The organism is Pedobacter roseus (genome assembly GCF_014395225.1).
In the GTDB taxonomy this organism is placed as follows: Bacteria; Bacteroidota; Bacteroidia; order Sphingobacteriales; family Sphingobacteriaceae; genus Pedobacter; species Pedobacter roseus.
On the sequence record NZ_CP060723.1, the window covers coordinates 2,021,026 to 2,039,222 of the forward strand.

The window sequence follows — 18,197 nt, forward strand, 5'->3', positions numbered from 1 at the left end:
TCCTATCATCCTAAAATCTTCGCTTTATTTCTTCTTCGCTACTGCCTTTTTAGCGGGTACTGCTTTTTTCTTTGCAGGAGCCTTTTTCTTTGTTTCGAAAGCATTTGGCACCTGTTCTACAATCATTTTCTTCACCACTTCTAAATCAATATCAACCAGTTCTTCTGGTGTATATTTTTGTTTGGTAGCCTCGTTGTATCTCAATTTAAGCATCAATTTGCCAAAACGGATAAACGGTCCCCAGCGGCCATTTTCAATAGAAATTTTTTCAGCATCCCAGGTTTTAATAAAGCGGTTGGCTTCTTTTTCTACTTTTTTGCTGATTAAAGTATTGATATCTTCCTGTGATAAATTGTCGAAATCATATCCTTTTGCAGGTATATTAATAAACAGGTCGTTCCATTTAATAAAAGGACCGAAACGGCCTTTACCTTTTGTTACGCCTAAACCTTCGTAATGTGCAATTGGTGCATCATCATCCATTTTCTGTTTGATAATTTCAACCGCTCTATCATAAGTTACCGATAAAGGTTCCTCATTTTTAGGAAGTGAAATAAAACTTTCGCCCCATTTAACATAAGGCCCGAAGCGGCCTACGCCAATCATTACCTCTTTACCTTCAAAATCAGGCAATTGGAAAGGAAGTTTAAACAATTCCAATGCATCATCTAAAGTAATGGTAGCCACCGATTGATTACGCATTAAACTGGCATAACGTGGCTTTTCTTCCTCATCAAGCTCACCTATCTGAACCAATGGTCCAAATTTACCTACTTTAGTGTATACATTTTTACCTGTTGCAGGATCTAAGCCCAATAAACGCTCACCTGTAGCGCGTTCAGCGGTTTCTAAGGTAGTTTCTACTTCGCTATGGAAAGGATTATAAAAAGAGTGCAGCATTTTGGTCCACTCCTGTAAACCTTGCGCAATTTCGTCAAATTCCTTTTCCACTTTAGCGGTAAAGTTAAAATCGACGATACCTTTAAAATGTTCCACTAAGAAATCGTTTACCACCTCACCAATATCGGTAGGGAAGAGTTTCGATTTTTCTGCCCCGGTAATTTCCGATTTAATTTCTTTTTTTACCTGTCCATCGGCTAAAACGATAGATGTAAATTTACGTGGTTTACCATCCCTGTCTTCTTTTACCACATAACCACGGTTTTGTACCGTAGAAATGGTCGGTGCATAAGTAGATGGACGGCCAATACCCAGTTCTTCTAGTTTTTTAACCAAACTGGCCTCTGTATATCTTGCTGGCGGACGTGAGTAACGTTCCGTAGCCTGCATTTCTTTTAAAAATAATTCTTGCCCTTTGGCTAAAGGAGGCAAAATTGCACCACCTTCTTTTTCTTCAGTTTCTTCATCGTCAGTCGATTCCAGATAAACTTTTAAGAAACCATCGAATTTTAATACTTCACCTTCAGCCACCAAATGCTCTTTTCGGGTTGAAGCTGTGATTTGAGCAGTGGTTTTTTCGAATAATGCTTCGCTCATCTGCGAGGCAATCGCACGTTTCCAGATCAGGTCGTACAAACGTTTCTCTGAAATATCCCCGTCTACAGTGTGTCTGTCGAAATAAGTAGGGCGGATGGCTTCGTGAGCCTCTTGTGCACCAGCTGATTTTGTTTTATAAACGCGGTGTTGGTGGTATTTATCTCCATAAGCAGATTTAATCTCTGCAGCGGCAGCATTTAAAGCCGTTTCTGATAAGTTTAAAGAGTCTGTTCTCATGTAGGTAATCTTACCTGCTTCGTACAGTCTTTGTGCCACCTGCATGGTTCTGGCCACCGAAAAACCTAATTTTCTCGAAGCTTCCTGCTGCAGGGTTGAAGTAGTAAAAGGAGCAGCCGGATTGCGTTTTGCCGGGCGCGTTTCTAAACTCGTAATATCGAATTTAGCATTTATACAGTCCTGAAGATATTTTTCTGCATCTGCTTCGCTTTCAAAACGTTGCGGCAATTCTGCCTTAACCATTTCTTTTCCTTTACCTGTAGAAAATTGTGCGGTAATTTTATAGGCAGCAGCTGCATTAAAGTTTAAAACTTCTCTTTCTCTGTCTACAATTAAACGTACTGCAACAGATTGTACACGACCTGCAGAAAGTGATGGTTTTACTTTTTTCCATAAAACGGGAGAAAGTTCGAAACCAACCAATCTATCCAATACACGGCGAGCCTGTTGTGCATTTACTAAATTATAATCGATTCCACGTGGACTTTCAATCGCTTTTAAAATGGCGGGTTTGGTAATCTCATGAAAAACAATACGTTTTGTTTTCTCTACTTTCAGGCCTAAAGTTTCGAATAAGTGCCAGGAAATGGCTTCTCCCTCACGGTCTTCATCGGATGCCAGCCATACCATTTCGGCTTCCTTAGCTAGTTTTTTCAATTCGGCGACGACATTTTTCTTGTCGGCAGGTACCTCATAGGTTTGGGCAAAATTATTTTTAATATCAATCGCCATATCGCCTTTCACTAAATCCCTGATATGGCCATAGCTTGATTTCACCAGGAAATCTTTTCCCAGGTATCCTTCTATAGTTTTAGCTTTTGCGGGTGACTCGACGATTAATAAATTTTTGGCCATGAAATACGTTTTTGTGCAAATAAAGCTATAATTAAAGCATAAATCCAAACCTGAGTGGATTTTTATACGATTTTTTTATTAAATGTTAGTAAACTATGTTGGTTTATCAGGTGATTTTAATCGGGTTTTAATCTTCTGTATAAGACCTCGCAGGTTTTTAAAACCTGCAAGGTTTATATGGGGAGCAACCAGTTCCTTGTTAATATATTGTTTTGGAAAGGCAAGGTTCTGTTATAGTGGCAGCGAGCAGTCCTGCTATCGCTTCAAGTCCTCGCTGCGCTCCGGGCTTTCCGCTTTATCAGGTTTATAAACAGGGGTTCGGTTAATTCCAGCTTACCTTTTACATCTTCCATCACATAATTTACAGCCACATTACATCAAAGCAACCGATTTGTACTTATATTCGTATATAAAATAAAAACGACGATGATCAGCACAATTCTAATCTTATTAAACTTATTGGTGTCGCCACCAAAAAATGTTTACGATTTCAGCTTTAAAACCATTGATGGTAAGGAAATCAAACTTTCTAAATTTAAAGGCAAAAAAATCTTAATTGTTAACACAGCATCTAAATGCGGTTTTACACCACAGTATGAAGATCTGGAAAAACTTCAGAAACAATATGGCAACAAAGTCGTGTTGATCGGTTTTCCGGCAGGTAATTTTGGTGGACAGGAATTTTCTACCAATGCCGAGATTAAAGAGTTTTGTACCGGAAAATACAATGTTTCGTTTTTGCTGGCCGAAAAAAGCAGCGTTAAAGGAGATGACATCAGTCCATTGTTTAAATATTTAACCTCGCAAACCAATACCGAAGAGCAAGGTGATATTAAATGGAATTTTGAGAAATTTTTGATTAACGAAAAAGGAGAGTTGGTACACCGTTTCCGTTCTAAAACAAAACCTACAGACGAAGTGATTGTTAAAAACCTGTAGAAAGGTATAAAATGGAAAATGTAAGAGGGAATAATCTTTTGCTTCTTCAAATATTAAAAGGTAAAGTGGTTTAGCTATTTTGCCTTTTTTTATACATTATATATTAGCTGATTGGAAAATTCTGGGCAAGAGAAAGGGGCTTAAATCCATAAGCCCCAATTAAACCAAACAAACTATTTATGAAGTGTATATATAACCCCTGTATAAATAAAATGTTTTCGGAAAATTGAAATTATTTTAATTTTTTAGATCAAACTATATGCTTTTTGGGCTCGATAGGCATCAAACACTTAAAATAAATGGCTTTGTAACAAAAAGGCAGTTTGTTTTTGACTTTTTGATGTTAAAACAGGTTAAGCTGCTCTGGCTGATAAAGACTGGGATCAAATGTATAGGAAACTGTTGTATTTTGATTGACTCCAACATAATAAAGTTCGGTTTCTTCATATCTCGAAGCTACTTTTACAAAAGTATCGCCCGCAACGCTTTTAAATAAGCTTTCAACCAGTTCCGGATCGTTATTGTCTTTCGATAAATGGCTCAGTAACAAGTGGCTCATGTATTCAGGTTTATGGTTCATAAAAAGCTCCAAGGCCTGCATGTTGCTTAAGTGACCGTGACCGCCCATAATCCTTCGTTTCAAGAAATAAGGATAACGGCCATTCTGCAACATATCGGTATCGTAATTTGCCTCTAAAAATGCGGCGTGGCAATTTTTAAAATGCGTAATCAAGCGGTCGCATACTGCACCAATATCGGTAAATACCCCAACCCTAACATCATTACATTCTACCGTGAAACTGTAAGGATCTGCAGCATCATGAAATTTAGAAAATGCGGAGATTTTTAAATTTCCGATCTGGATGTTTTGGAGGTGGTTTAGTGGAAACGTATTATTGGAGTCGAGCAAAAGCCGGCTGCTTTTTAAGGTAGGTGTACTGATGTAAACCGGAAGTTTGTGCTTTTTTGCAAAAACAGCTAAACCTTTAATATGGTCGCTGTGTTCGTGAGAGATAAAAATTGCCTTCACCTTATTTACCGATAAGCCAAGGCGTTCCATGCGCTTTTCCACTTCTTTGCAGGTGAGGCCAACATCAACCAAAACGGCTTCGTTATCGTTCCCCACATAGTAACAGTTACCGTTACTCCCCGAATTTATTGATGTAAAATATAATGCCATATTCTCCTGCAAGATAAGGCTTATTTGGCGAACGAAAAAGTAAAACTATATTCTTGTTCCGTTGTGTTCTACCAGGCGCGAAAGGAGTGGGAGGAAAGCCTGTATCAGGTTGATCTCTTCAGAAGAAAATATTTTTTCCAATGTTTGTGCCAGCCATTCTTCTTTAATTTTTCTACTGGCAATAATGTGTTTTTCGCCCAGTTTGGTTAAACCGATAAATATTTTGCGTTTATCTTCTTCGCTTGGAAAACGCTCCACGCATTTTGCATCAAATAAACGGTTAATGATCTGCGAAATGGCCTGTTTAGATACCCTTTCCATATCAGCAAGCTCTGTCGATAACATTTTGCCGTGTTGTTCGAGTAGCGACATGGTTAACAGCTCGGCATTGCTAAACTCCGAACTTACGTTCTGTCTGCGCAACTGGCGGGTTAGCCGGGTAACTGTACTTCTTAATCTGGCTGCAATCTCTTGTGTTTGAGTGGGCATATTAATGGTAAATAAACTTTACAAATATAAGCTTTTATTTTTTATCAAAACTCAACATAATTTCATGAAATCTTTAATTTATGATTTTTAAGTGATAAAAGTAAGGTTTTTTGGTTTTAAGGTTTGGGTAAATTTTTATAAATTTGTAAAGTTACTTTACTATTTTAAACATGAGTATTTTTCGTTCGCTAAGGCATTATAATTACAGGTTATTTTTCACAGGTCAGGCTATTTCATTAATTGGTACATGGATGCAGCGCGTAGCCATCAGCTGGTTAGTTTACCGTTTAACAGGTTCAGCATTTTTATTGGGGCTGATTACTTTTTTAAGTTTAATCCCTTCATTGGTGCTTGCACCTTACGCAGGGAGTTATGTTGACAGGCATAACAAGTATAAAATTTTGGTGATTACCCAGGTCATCCTGATGCTACAAGCAGGTGCACTGGCTTTAATGATCTGGTTTAAAGTGTACGATATGTTCTGGATCGCGGCGCTCTCGCTGGTTCAGGGATTAGTGAATGCCTTTGACGTAACGGCACGACAATCGTTAATGGTAAATTTAATTGATGATAAAGAAGATTTACCAAATGCCATTGCGCTTAACTCTTCGATGTTTAATGCGGCAAGGCTGATCGGGCCGGCACTGGCAGGGGTAATTTTGAGTACTTTGGGCGAGGATATCTGTTTTCTGATCAACTTTGTCAGTTTTATCGCGGTGCTGGGCTGTATGGTGATGATGAAATTAAAACTGACTGAACATCAAAAATCTAAAGAAAATATCTGGATTGATCTTAAAAAGGGTTATGATTATTTGAAATCATCTCCTGATCTGGCCTCTATGGTGCTGATGATGGCTGCTTCGAGTTTATTAGTCATTCCATTTACCACTTTACTTCCTGTGTTTGCGAAAGATATATTTAACGGTAATGCAACAACTTTTGGCTGGTTTGAAAGTGCGGCCGGATTTGGGGCGTTTTTTGGAGCCATTTATATGGCCACTTTAAAAGCAGGTCAGAGCCTGCAGAAAATCGTGATGATGTCGGGGATTTTATTGGCCATATCAGTAGTTGCACTGGCCATATCGCCATCGTTAATATTGGCTTTAATCTGTACCGGATTAGCGGCACTGGGTTTAATGGCACAAACTTCATCTATCAATACTTATCTTCAAACTCATGCTGATGATGTGATGAGGGGCAGGACCTTAAGTTATTATATCATGGCCTATCAGGGGGTATTGCCGATCGGAAGTTTATTAATGGGTTATTTGGCACATCTTTTCGGCACGCAAGTGGTTGTGGCTTTTGAAGGTGTTGCCGGTTTATTAATTGTAGCAGCGTTTGTGTATAATGAAAACCGTCGCAATCAGTTGAAGAATAAGTTTTCATTATTTGGCAGTTAGACCATAAAGTAAGTTTATATTAATTATCTCAACTACTTAATGCTGAATAATTATAATAAGGTTTTTTTTACCATTAAGGAGTTAAGAGACATTAAGATTTGGTGCATAGTTTTTCCCACAGATTGCGCAGAAAAGAAATACTTTAATAGAATAGTTTAAAGTGCCACACGCCGAACGCAAGGCGCTCATCGCTTTACCCGTGCACAATCAACTTACAATCTACCATTACTTTTTGGTAGTTCTGAATATCGATTTCTTTATTGATCAGCTGAAGCAATAGTTTTATTGCGTTTTCGCCTACCGATTCAGGATTTTCTTCTATTGAGGCAATAGGTGGAGAATCGAGGTAGCTGATAAACGAGGTATTGCCAAAACCGATACACTCGATTTCGTTAAATTTAGGGTGGTTGATCGATCTCAGGTATTTGATGGCATCGAATAAAATAGGCTCTTTAAAAGCAACAAGAGCTGTTGGCATATTTTCCGGGTTGGCAAATAAGTTCTTAATTGCCGAAACTGTATTTTCTTTATCAAAATCGGTATAAGCCACTAATTCAGCTGAAAAAGGCACCTGGTTATCTTTTAATGCATTAATATAACCGTTAAAGCGATCATGTGTAAAATTGATCATTTTCGGTCCGCCTAAATAAGCGATTTTCTTATGACCTCTGTCGATCAAAAATTTGGTTGCCTGGTAACAGCCCTGGAAGGTATTGCCCAATACTTTATGGCAGCTTAAATTGAAGCTCGGATTACGGGTATAATAAACTACCGGGATACCCATGTTTTCGAACTGATCCAGATGGGCAAAATCCTGTGTATGTTTCGATATCGCTACGATTAAACCGTCAACACGGCTTCTGAGCAACATATTTGCAGATTGTATTTCTTTTTCCAGGTCATCATGCGATTGACTGATGATCACATTATATCCGTTTTGTGTAGCAAACTGCTCTACGCCATAAATGCTGCGTGTAAAAAAATGATCTAAAAGGTTGGGTAAGATAATACCAATAATACGCGATTTTTTTTCCTTTAAGTTAATGGCCGATTTATTTGGGGTAAAATGCAGATCGCGGGCCATTTCCTGTACCCGCTTCTTAGTGTATTCGTTAATGGTGGGGTAGTTATTAAGGGCTTTTGATACTGTTGATACTGACATCTTTAACTTTTCAGCCAAGAACTTGAGTGTAACAGGGGTGTTGTTCGTCATCTTTTCCAATCTCAATGCATAGTTAAGAAAAAAAATGGAATTATTTCAAACGTTTGAAATGTAGTTTCAATCGATTTTATTGCCTTTTGGACTATTTTAAAACGTTTTAATCTTTTTAGCTTTTCTAAATTCGTTACCACTAACACAAACTAACCAAATAAACATGATGAAATCATCTCACACTTGCTTCAGTTTAAAAAGGGCTTTTACCGGAGTATCAAGATTAGATGGAGGAACGAATTTCGCTTTGCCTCCAAAATGTTACGCTTTCAAAACAAAATCGTACAATCCCCAGGATGCTTAAAGCAAACTAAACCCTGTCTTCTTCTACCACGCCGATCTGACTCCCGAAAGGCAATATGATATACACATTTTGAATGGACTTAATGGATTTACCCATGTAAATCTACCTGTCTGACTATTACCTAAACATTAAATTTTAACCGGATAGATTTAGTTTTTTATAACAATTATGGATAGACTTTACAATTTGAAGAAGACTTTTACCTGCATTGGATTTGAGAAAATTCAATGGGCTAGAGTGCTTTATATCTTAACTTTCTTTTTTCTGATCAGCTCTTCCTCTACTGCTTATGCACAGGGTACTGTAACCGGTACGGTAAAAGATAGTAAAGGAATTACCTTGCCAGGCGTAAGTGTAAGGGTTAAAGGCACCACAATAGGAGCAGTAACCGATAATGACGGTAAATTTTCAATTAAGGCTGCAGAAAATGCGACATTAAGCTTTACCTATATTGGATACATTAACAAAGAGGTTGCTGTAAATAGCAAAAGTAGCTTAACCATTGTGCTCGAAGATAATTCTCAGGGTTTGGATGAAGTTGTAGTGGTTGGTTATGGTGCACAGAAAAAATCTACCTTAACCGGAGCCATTGCACAAATCAACTCTGAAGAGATCATGAAGTCGCCTACACCAAACCCAACCAATAGTTTAATAGGTCGTTTGCCGGGTTTATTGGCCGTACAAACCAGTGGCCAGCCGGGTGCAGATGGTGCCCAGTTAAAAGTTAGGGGGGTAGCCACTTATGGTGCTAATAATGCTGCTATTGTAGTGGTTGATGGGGTTGAACGTCCGAGTTTCTCTGATGTGGATGCCAGCGAAATAGAAACCATAACGGTATTAAAAGATGCAGCTTCTACAGCCATTTATGGTATCCGTGGTGCCAATGGTATTATTGTGGTAACAACCAAACAAGGTAAAATTGGTGCACCAAAAGTTACTTATACAGGCAATTATGCGCTGCAAACCTATACAGGTTTAGCTGTTGGGCTTCCGGCTTTGGAAAGTGCCACTCTGTTAAATCAATCTTACCTGAATGATGGTAAACCTGCATTTTTTACTGATGCGGAGATACAGAAATTCAGGGATAAATCAGACCCGATCGGTTATCCTGATGTGCAATGGTTTGATTATTTAACCAAAAAATATTATTCACAAACACAGCACAACATCAACATCACCGGTGGAACAAAAATTGCGAAATATTTTGTTTCAGCTGGTTATGCTTTTCAGGACGGGATTTTCAAGAAGTTCGATTCCCCTTACGGCATTAATACAGTTCCAAATTATAACCGTTATAATTTCCGTTCGAACGTAGATTTAACCCTGAATAAAGACTTTACCGTTGGGATTAAATTGGGCGGGCGTTTTGCCGATCGTTATCAGCCTGCAGGTTTAAGGTCTTCTTCTGCCTTCTCTTACGATACGATTGAAGGAATGATTTCGCGTATTCTGCAGGTTCCGGCTTATGCCTATCCGGTAACTTTACCCGATGGGAGGATAACGGCCAACCCGAATGTGGGTACCAATATCTGGAATCCTTACGCGGTTTTAACACGTTTTGGAACACGTAACGATGATAATAACACCATTGAAAGTACATTTAACCTGAATTACAAATTAGGTTTCATTACTAAAGGATTAGGCTTTAAAACAGTATTTGGTTACGATTCTTATTATAACAATACCGAAAGAAGAAATGCCAACTGGGCTGCTTATGTGTATAATCCGGCTACTGGCGAAGCTACTTTATCAACTGATACGCGCAACCGTGATGAGCCTTTAGGTGCCGTACAAGATGGCGGTGTAACTGAAGGAAGTACCAATATGAATCTACAAGCGGGCTTTGATTATAACCGCGATTTTGGAAAACACAATGTTAGTGCCTTATTATTGGGTACAAGGCAGTTGATTAAATCAACAGGTACCACCGCATTTACCGCTCCTCCAAAAGCATCACAAGGTATTGCCAGCCGCGTAGCCTATAATTATAACGAACGTTATTTTGCGGAGTTCAATGCTTCTTACAATGGGTCAGAAAATTTTGCCCAGGGCTTGCGTTATGGTTTCTTCCCGGCAGTATCGGCAGGGTGGACATTAACCAATGAGCCCTTCTGGAAAAAGAATGATATTCTATCTTATTTAAAAATCAGGGGTAGTTATGGTTTAGTTGGTAACGACAGGATTTCGGATAGCCGTTTCTTATTCTTAACCAGTTATTCTACTTATACCACTACCACAGCAGGTGGTCAGGTAGCGCCATTCGGAAATCCAAATTCCATTACCAATTATCCAACCATTCTGATCAGGGATCCACAGTTTTTTGGTGCAACCGGAAATGATCTGGGAAACCCGATAGTAACATGGGAAACTGGCACTAAACGTAACATAGGTTTTGAAGCGCGTTTATTTAAAGATAACTTAAGAGTAACAGTTGATTTATTCGACGAAACCAGAAGAGATATCTTAACGCCATCTTTAAGTGGTTCTGCCCTTTATGGACATACCTATCCAAATTTCAACAAAGGAATCGTTTATAACAAAGGTTACGAGGTTGAGCTTGATTATCAAAAACAGGTTGGAAGTGTAACGCTTGGCCTTAATGCCCAGTTGAGTTATGCTAAAAACAGAATTGTAGAAAATGATGAACCAGATGGTCTGCCACCTTCATTGGTAAGAAAAGGCACCAGTGTTGGCCAGTTTTTTGGATATGCAACAGATGGTTTCTTCCAATCGGCAGCCGATATTGCCGCTTCTCCAAAATTACAGGGTTATTCACCGATCCCGGGAGATTTAAAATTTAAAGATTTAGATGGTGATGGTATCATTACCAGTTTAGATCAAAAAGCTATTGGCCATACCAATACTCCTGAGTACGTGTATAGCTTTAGTCCACGTGTTTTGTACAAAGGATTTTCGCTTTCTGTATTATTCCAGGGCGTTGGAAACGTAAGTTCAAATGTGATTCTGAACGAACAGAATAACGGGCAGCAAATGTATCCTTTTATGCTCGATTCCTGGACACCTGCAACTGCAGCAACCGCAACCTGGCCGGTTATACATGCACGAGGAACAGCATCTTTAAACTATGCTTTAAACGATTTCACTTTACAGAATTCTTCTTATTTAAAAATCAGAAACGTAGAATTTGCGTGGAACTTACCTAAAGAGTGGGCCACAGCATTGAAGTTAAGCAATGTGAGGGTTTTTGTACAGGGGCAGAATCTTTACACCTGGACGAAGTATAAATTTTATACAGATCCTGAAAACGTAAACACCATTAATACTGCATTTCCATTGCAATCGATTTATCCAACATCAAAGGTTTACAATTTTGGTTTAAACGTTCAATTCTAAGACAATGAAAAATTATAAAATATTTACAGCAATTCTTTTATTAACACTCATCTCTTTTTCTTGTAAAAAAGATTATTTAGAACGTACGCCAGGGGTTGCCATTAGTGAGGATGAAATTTTTGCAGATCCGGCATTGGCCGCAAGGTTTGCAGATAACGCCTATAATTATGTAATTACCAAATATGTGCGTTTTAACGATCACCGTGGTTGTACTGCTCAGGCTTCTGACGAGGCAGTTTCGGGAAATTCCGAGGGTTCGGTAACTTCCTTAAACAGAGGTTTATACCATGATCATTCTAACGGACCATCGTTAAACGACATTTATGGCGTATGGAAACTGATGTATGCCGGCATTGCGGTAGAAAATAAAATGTTGGCCAGGATAGGAGAGGTACCTCCATCTCCAAATGCTTCCGTTCCAATTTTTGATGCCAAACGTGTAGAAGGCGAAATGCGTTTCCTGCGTGCCTTATCTTATTTTGAGTTAACCAAAAGGTTTGGTGGCGTACCCATTATAGATAAAGTGTATGCGGTTACCGATGATATGAACAGTATACCAAGAAGTTCTTTTGCTCAGGTAACTGATTTTATCCTAAAAGATATTGAAGTTGCACTTACCAAACTGGGTACTGATACGGATTATGGTGCTTCTAATTATGGCCGCCCAACACTAGGTGCTGCGCTGGCATTAAAAGCACGCGTATTATTGTATGCTGCAAGTCCGTTAAATAATCCAAATAACGATAAAACCAAATGGCAGGCTGCTGCTACTGCTGCTGCCGAAGTAATGAAAGGCGTTGATGGTTTGGCTAAACAAGCGTATTCGCTACAAGCCACTTATGGCGATTTGTTAAATCTTCCAAACTCACCAGAATATATCATGATGCGGATCAAAGGACCAACTCCTTTAGCTGGAGAGATGATGCAGGATTTTTCGATGTCGCCTGGTTCCGGTGGTGCTCAGGGACAGATGAATCCTACTCAAAACCACGTAGATATGTACGAAATGGCCAATGGTAAAGCCATAACCGATCCTACTTCTGGTTACGATCCGCAAAAGCCCTATTTAAACCGTGAGCCACGTTTTTACAACAACATTATTTACAACGATTTAGCATGGCAGGGTAGAAAAATCGAAATGTGGACCACCACAGATGCTACCGGTAAAGTATCATACGGTAAAGATTACAGTACAACCATTACGTACACCGCAACGCGTTATTATTGCAAAAAATATTGGCCTGAAGTGTACAGGACTGTTGGCGGAAGTACAACACTACTGAATTACCTGTATTTCCGTTATGGCGAAATATTACTGAATTATGCAGAAGCACAGAATGAGGCTGTTGGACCTGATGCAAGCGTTTATGCACAGCTTGTGGCCCTTCGTAAACGTGCAGGGATTTCGCAGGGTGCAGGTACTTATGGTTATGGACTTAAAGATAACATGACTCAGGATGAAATGCGTATAGCTATCCGCCACGAGCGTGCTATAGAGTTGGCTTTTGAAGATCACCGCTGGTATGATATTATGCGCTGGAAAATCGGCTCACAAACCATCGCTATCCCTATGAAAGGTATGGATGTGGTGAAGAATACCAATGGTAGTTTTACCTACACGCTAATAGTGCTTGGCCCAACCTTTCAAAAAAGCTGGACAGAGGCACAAAATCTTTACCCAATCCCCAGAGCAGAGATATATAAAAGTAAAGGAGCCTTAACACAAAATCCGGGCTGGGAATAGTTGATTTAATCATATAACGCTAAAGATTTTCAAAATGAAATTTATAAAATCAAAATATATTATATGTCTCTTATTCATGATGGCAGGAATGCTGAGTGTTTATGGGCAAAAACCTGATGAAAAGTTGACCATAACCGGGAAAGTTGTAGATCAGGATAAAAAACCGCTTCCTGGTGTAGCCATTTTCATTCAGGAGGATAAAACCAATAAAGCTGTTTATACTGGTACGGATGGTACTTTTTCAATAGATGCAACAAGCAGCGATGTAATTGTATTTAAGTTTTTGGGGTATGGAACGATATTAAAACCAGCAGCTGAGGTAAGTAAAGCCGATGTGGTTTTAACCAAATCTTTGGTTGATGCCGGAGATGATGATTTGGTGTATATTCCTTTTGGGGTTAGAAAAAGACGAGAGGTTACCGCAACCATCAGTACCATCAAAGCAGAAAATCTGCCTCAGATCCCATCGTCTTCATTAACCAATGTTTTCACCGGCAGGCTGGCAGGTTTGGCAGTATATCCAAGTGGCTCACAACAACCTGGCTACGATGCATCGAGTTTTTTAGTTAGGGGCCGCTCATCTTACAACAGCAACCAGGAACCATTGGTACTGGTAGATGGTATTGAGAGGGATTTTACCTCGATGGATTTAAATGAAATTGAAAGCGTAAGTGTATTAAAAGATGCGGCAACACTGGCCTGGTATGGTATGTATGGTGGTAATGGTGTAATTTATGTAAAAACACGCCGTGGCAGTGCAACTTCTACCAAAGTAAGTTTCGATGCACAGGCCGGTTTACAGGCTCCGTTGCAGATTACAGCCCCTTTAGATGCTTACTCTTATGCTACACTTTATAATGAAGCATCGATAAACAGTGGTGGTACGGCTGTGTATGGTCCTGCTGCTTTACAGGCTTATCAGGATGGTTCTGATCCGATTAAATATCCGAACAACAACTTTGTAAGGGATTTTACAAAAAGAGTAGCGCCAACACAACGTTATGTGGCTTCAGTAACTGGTGGTAATGCATTTATCAAGTATTATACTGTATTAAGTGCTTACCAGCAAGGTGGCTTCTATAAAGGTGGAAATAGCGAAACCTACGATGCCAATACCGATTTTAGCCGTTATAACCTCCGTACCAATTTAGATCTGCACGTAAACAAAAATTTAGATGTAGCTTTAGATATTGGCGGCAGGATTACCACCCTAACTTTCCCAAATGCAGGTACAGGTACTTTTTTAACTGCGGTATATTCTACACCTGCAAATGCTTTCCCGATCTTAAATCCTAACGGATCTTATGGTGGAACATCTGTTTATCAGCAAAGCAATCCACTGGCCATGATGCAATCGAGAGGTGCTAGTACCGATTTAATGCGGAACATGATTGCAACCATCAGTGCCCGCCAAAAAATGGACGGTATTTTAAAAGGTTTATCTGGCGAGGTTTTTTATGCTTATGATATTGCAGGTTTGTATCGCTCAGGTTTTGCAGAAACTTATGCAACCGCAGTACTTAATGCAGATGGTACTTATTCGCCATTTGGTACCGCAAGCAAGGTAAACTACCAGGGGAATGCATTTTCTGGTAACGTTAAAAAAAGTGAGTTCTGGGCTGGTTTGGATTACAACCGTACTTTCGGTAAACACGATATCAAATTCTCAACCAGGGTTTCGAGGGCAAATTTATCTTCATTCGGAAGTTTGGATGTTCGAAGAGAAGGCTGGTCTAACCGTCTATCATACAATTTTATACAACGTTATTTTGTTGATGTAACGGCTAATTATTCGGGCTCTGAGAACTTTGCTCCTGGCAAAAGATATGGTTTTTTTCCTGCTGCATCTGCTGGATGGATCATCTCTGATGAGAATTTTATGAAAGGATCCGGCAGTTTCTTAGACCTGTTAAAAATCAGGGGCTCTTATGGTTTAGTGGGTAACGATGCCATTGGCTCGGCCAGAAGGTTTGCCTTTAACGATTTCTACAGCAGAAGCACAACAGGTTACAATTTTGGTACTGCTTTTACTGGGGTGAGCGGAACCGGACAACTGGCTTTGGCCAATCCCGATTTAACCTGGGAAAAAGCTTATAAAACCAGTCTTGGTTTCGATGCCAAATTGTTCAAGCAATCATTATCAATCAGTGCCGATTATTTTTACGAAGACAGAAAAGATTTAACTACGGCTTCTTTACTGCCAAGTTTACTCGGTCAGAGTTTAATTTATGTTAACGAAGGAGAAGCTGAATATCGGGGCTTCGAAACGGGTATCAACTACAACAAAAAAATAGGCGCAGTCAACCTGAACGTTTTCGGGAACTTTACCTATAATGTAAGTAAAATCCTTGCCATAAACGAAGGAGCCGGTTTACCCTCATATCAAAAACAATTGGGGCACCCAATTTCGAGTGTGATTTCGCCTGCAGCAACTGCAACTACCGGAGCAGGTTATATTTCTACCATGTTGATATCCAATGGGATCTTCCAATCGCAGGCAGAAATTGATGCTTCACCAAAACAGATGTTATCCGGATCCGTAAAGCCAGGGGATATCAAATATGTTGACCAGAATGGTGATGGCCAGATTAACGACCTTGACCGGGTAAGAACCGATTTCAACTTTGTGCCAAAAGCATTCTTTGGTTTTGGTGCTTCAGTATCAGTTAAAAATTTCGACCTTAATTTCTTGTTTCAGGGCACCAGCGGCCGTTCAATCACTATTCAAAATCTGGTTAACTCGGGTAACGCGAATAATGGTTACTTAAGCCAGTTTAGTGTAGACAGGTGGACGCCAGGCAATACAAGTGCTCCTTATCCTAGGTTATTATTAACTGATAGGGGGAACAACACGGCCAACTCAGATTTCTGGATCCGCTCCGGCGATTACATCAGGTTAAAAAATGTTGAATTAGGTTACTCACTATCTCCGGCATTTATCAAAAGGCTAAAAATTTCACAGCTCCGTTTTTATGTAGGTGGATTAAACCTGTTAACGTTTGATAAACTTGGCGATTTACCTATCGATCCGGAATTGCCCGAATCGGGATACAATGCTTCATATCCTTATATGAAAATTTATTCACTTGGGTTGAACTTGAAATTTTAAAAGATAAGACAATGAAACCATCATGATTTTACAACTTTCTAATAAGATATGCTTAAAATCATGATAGCTTCATCACCGTTGAAATAAATAAAAAAAAGATGAAAAAAAATATATTTTATCTGGTCCTTACCTTTGTAACCTTACAGGTAGCTGGATGTAAAAAAGATGACTTTCTTCAGGATGGATCTTTTAGCGGGACTAACGATATTACCGAGGCACAATTATGGGCAAACCCCGATTATGCGAGGAATTTCCTAAACAATGTATATTCTGTTGTTTCTGACCGATATAATCTTGGCGATGGTGCACTACTGGCATCCGGAACTGATGAAGCGGTAAATTCCAATTTAAATGCCTCAATTTCTACACTAAACAATGGTACCTGGAGTCCGGTGAGAACCTTTGATGATGTTTATGTGGATATGTACGTGGGCATCAGAAAAGCAAATATGTTCCTCGAAAAGGTTGACGGTAGTGCCATTGTTCCAATTGATGAAGTATTGCCCGCCAACATAGCCGAAAATCAGACTTATGCCTCACAAATAGAGCGTTTAAAAGGTCAGGCTTATTTTTTAAGGGCATTTTTCGAATTCGAGTTGCTTAAACGTTACGGAAGTTTTGCCATTGTAACCAAATCGTTAACCATTAGCGACAAACTTGATGTACCCAGAAATACTTTCGATCAGTGTGTGGCACAGATTTCTGCAGATTGTGAAGCGGCTATAACCCGGTTGCCACTTTCGCCATCCGAATGGAATACCACCAACCGTGGCAGGGCTACACAAACTTCGGCTATGGCACTAAAATCGAGGATGTTGTTGTATGCAGCCAGTCCGCAATATAATCCAACCAACGATGTTACCAAATGGCAGGCTGCCCTTGATGCAGCCAAAAGGCTGATGGATACCGGTAAACATAATATTTACTCCTCTTATCCCAACATTTGGTTGTGGAATGTCTCTGGAGCAGCCTATAACACAGAAGTTATCTTTGCTACTCAAACGCTAAATACCAATTCCATCGAAAGCACTAATGCACCAATTAGTTATGATGGTGCAACAGGCCGTACCAATCCAACTCAGGAAATGGTGGATGCTTTTGAAATGAAAACAACTGGAAGGCCCATTACTGATGCCAGTTCGGGTTATGTAGCCACAAACCCCTATGCCAACCGCGATCCAAGGTTAGCTTTCACCGTGATGTTTAATACCGCCTCGGTACAGCCCGTTGTGGCGGCCAACAATTTTAAAGGGAAACCTGTAGAAACTTTTGTGGGCGGTAAAGATGGCTTAGGACTTAATGTAAATGCCACAAAAACGGGTTATTACATGCGTAAATATTTAAGTGAAAGTGCTGTTTGGACAGGTACAGCAACCAATATCCGCCGTCCGTGGATTTTATTCAGGTATGCTGAAATTCTCCTGAATTATGCTGAAGCCGTAAACGAAGTACAGGGCATAGCCGGACAAACCGAAGTTTTAAGGGTGTTAAACCTGATCCGTAACAGAACAGGGGTAGCCATGCCGGCATTGCAAACCACCAATGCCGCCGGTAACGGTTATGTAGCGCCAGCAAAAGACGAATTGCGCAAACGGATTCATAGCGAGCGCAGGGTAGAGCTGTGTTTCGAAGAGCATCGCTTTTATGACGTACGCAGGTGGAAAGAAGGAGAAATTACTTTTAATAAACCAGTTACAGGTATGAGAATTACCCCATTATCTGCAACTACTTTTACTTATACCCCTTTTACAGTAGAGAATAGAGTATTTGCAGCGAGAAATTATCTTTATCCGATTTCTCAGACCGAATTAAACAAAGCTCCGAGTTTAGGACAAAACCCGGGATATCAATAAAAAACTAGATTTTGCTCAAA

The 18,197-nt window shown here is 39.6% G+C and carries 11 protein-coding genes; 7 read left to right on the top strand and 4 right to left on the bottom strand.

The window, feature by feature from the left end:
- Positions 1-24: 24 nt before the first annotated feature.
- Positions 25-2,589, bottom strand: coding sequence for a type I DNA topoisomerase (topA, locus tag H9L23_RS08325; protein ID WP_187594520.1), 2,565 nt, complete (start codon positions 2,587-2,589; stop codon positions 25-27).
- A gap of 426 nt (positions 2,590-3,015) precedes the next feature.
- Here topA and H9L23_RS08330 point away from each other — a divergent pair, with 426 nt between their 5' ends.
- Positions 3,016-3,528 carry a glutathione peroxidase gene (locus H9L23_RS08330; RefSeq protein ID WP_025146646.1) on the top strand — a complete coding sequence of 171 codons (513 nt, stop codon included), beginning with the start codon at positions 3,016-3,018 and terminating at the stop codon, positions 3,526-3,528.
- 343 nt (positions 3,529-3,871) lie between these two features.
- On the opposite strand, the gene H9L23_RS08335 is transcribed toward H9L23_RS08330, so the two are convergent.
- Both H9L23_RS08335 and H9L23_RS08340 read right to left on the bottom strand, forming a co-directional pair.
- Entirely contained in the window at positions 3,872-4,708 is an 837-nt protein-coding gene (locus H9L23_RS08335) for an MBL fold metallo-hydrolase (RefSeq protein WP_187594521.1), read from the bottom strand.
- Positions 4,709-4,753: 45 nt separating this feature from the next.
- Positions 4,754-5,197: a MarR family winged helix-turn-helix transcriptional regulator gene (locus H9L23_RS08340; RefSeq protein WP_025146644.1), complete on the bottom strand. Its 444-nt coding sequence runs from the start codon at positions 5,195-5,197 to the stop codon at positions 4,754-4,756.
- A gap of 170 nt (positions 5,198-5,367) precedes the next feature.
- Here H9L23_RS08340 and H9L23_RS08345 point away from each other — a divergent pair, with 170 nt between their 5' ends.
- A complete protein-coding gene (locus tag H9L23_RS08345) occupies positions 5,368-6,600 on the top strand; it encodes an MFS transporter (protein ID WP_187594522.1) in 1,233 nt (410 codons plus the stop codon).
- Between the two features lie 193 nt (positions 6,601-6,793).
- Here H9L23_RS08345 and H9L23_RS08350 read toward each other — a convergent pair whose 3' ends face one another.
- Complete coding sequence (locus tag H9L23_RS08350; RefSeq protein WP_187595441.1) at positions 6,794-7,762, bottom strand: LacI family DNA-binding transcriptional regulator; 969 nt, start codon at positions 7,760-7,762, stop codon at positions 6,794-6,796.
- 214 nt (positions 7,763-7,976) lie between these two features.
- On the opposite strand from H9L23_RS08350, the gene H9L23_RS08355 reads away from it, so the two are divergent.
- The 5 genes from H9L23_RS08355 (at position 7,977) to H9L23_RS08375 (ending at position 18,177) form a co-directional block, all read left to right on the top strand.
- Entirely contained in the window at positions 7,977-8,117 is a 141-nt protein-coding gene (locus H9L23_RS08355; protein ID WP_187594523.1) for a hypothetical protein, read from the top strand.
- 168 nt (positions 8,118-8,285) lie between these two features.
- Positions 8,286-11,471 (top strand): SusC/RagA family TonB-linked outer membrane protein, encoded by a 3,186-nt coding sequence (locus H9L23_RS08360; RefSeq protein WP_187594524.1) that lies wholly within the window; start codon positions 8,286-8,288, stop codon positions 11,469-11,471.
- A gap of 4 nt (positions 11,472-11,475) precedes the next feature.
- Complete coding sequence (locus tag H9L23_RS08365; protein ID WP_187594525.1) at positions 11,476-13,215, top strand: RagB/SusD family nutrient uptake outer membrane protein; 1,740 nt, start codon at positions 11,476-11,478, stop codon at positions 13,213-13,215.
- Between the two features lie 76 nt (positions 13,216-13,291).
- Entirely contained in the window at positions 13,292-16,324 is a 3,033-nt protein-coding gene (locus H9L23_RS08370) for a SusC/RagA family TonB-linked outer membrane protein (protein WP_187594526.1), read from the top strand.
- Positions 16,325-16,422: 98 nt separating this feature from the next.
- Positions 16,423-18,177: a RagB/SusD family nutrient uptake outer membrane protein gene (locus H9L23_RS08375; protein ID WP_187594527.1), complete on the top strand. Its 1,755-nt coding sequence runs from the start codon at positions 16,423-16,425 to the stop codon at positions 18,175-18,177.
- The last annotated feature ends 20 nt before the right edge of the window (positions 18,178-18,197 follow it).

Coding starts and splice junctions, on each gene's coding strand:
- H9L23_RS08340 (WP_025146644.1), bottom strand. CDS start 5,197: ATGCCCACTCAAACACAAGAGATTGCAGCCAGATTAAGAAGTACAGTT.
- H9L23_RS08370 (WP_187594526.1), top strand. CDS start 13,292: ATGATGGCAGGAATGCTGAGTGTTTATGGGCAAAAACCTGATGAAAAG.
- H9L23_RS08360 (WP_187594524.1), top strand. CDS start 8,286: ATGGATAGACTTTACAATTTGAAGAAGACTTTTACCTGCATTGGATTT.
- topA (WP_187594520.1), bottom strand. CDS start 2,589: ATGGCCAAAAATTTATTAATCGTCGAGTCACCCGCAAAAGCTAAAACT.
- H9L23_RS08345 (WP_187594522.1), top strand. CDS start 5,368: ATGAGTATTTTTCGTTCGCTAAGGCATTATAATTACAGGTTATTTTTC.
- H9L23_RS08375 (WP_187594527.1), top strand. CDS start 16,423: ATGAAAAAAAATATATTTTATCTGGTCCTTACCTTTGTAACCTTACAG.
- H9L23_RS08365 (WP_187594525.1), top strand. CDS start 11,476: ATGAAAAATTATAAAATATTTACAGCAATTCTTTTATTAACACTCATC.
- H9L23_RS08330 (WP_025146646.1), top strand. CDS start 3,016: ATGATCAGCACAATTCTAATCTTATTAAACTTATTGGTGTCGCCACCA.
- H9L23_RS08335 (WP_187594521.1), bottom strand. CDS start 4,708: ATGGCATTATATTTTACATCAATAAATTCGGGGAGTAACGGTAACTGT.
- H9L23_RS08355 (WP_187594523.1), top strand. CDS start 7,977: ATGATGAAATCATCTCACACTTGCTTCAGTTTAAAAAGGGCTTTTACC.
- H9L23_RS08350 (WP_187595441.1), bottom strand. CDS start 7,762: ATGTCAGTATCAACAGTATCAAAAGCCCTTAATAACTACCCCACCATT.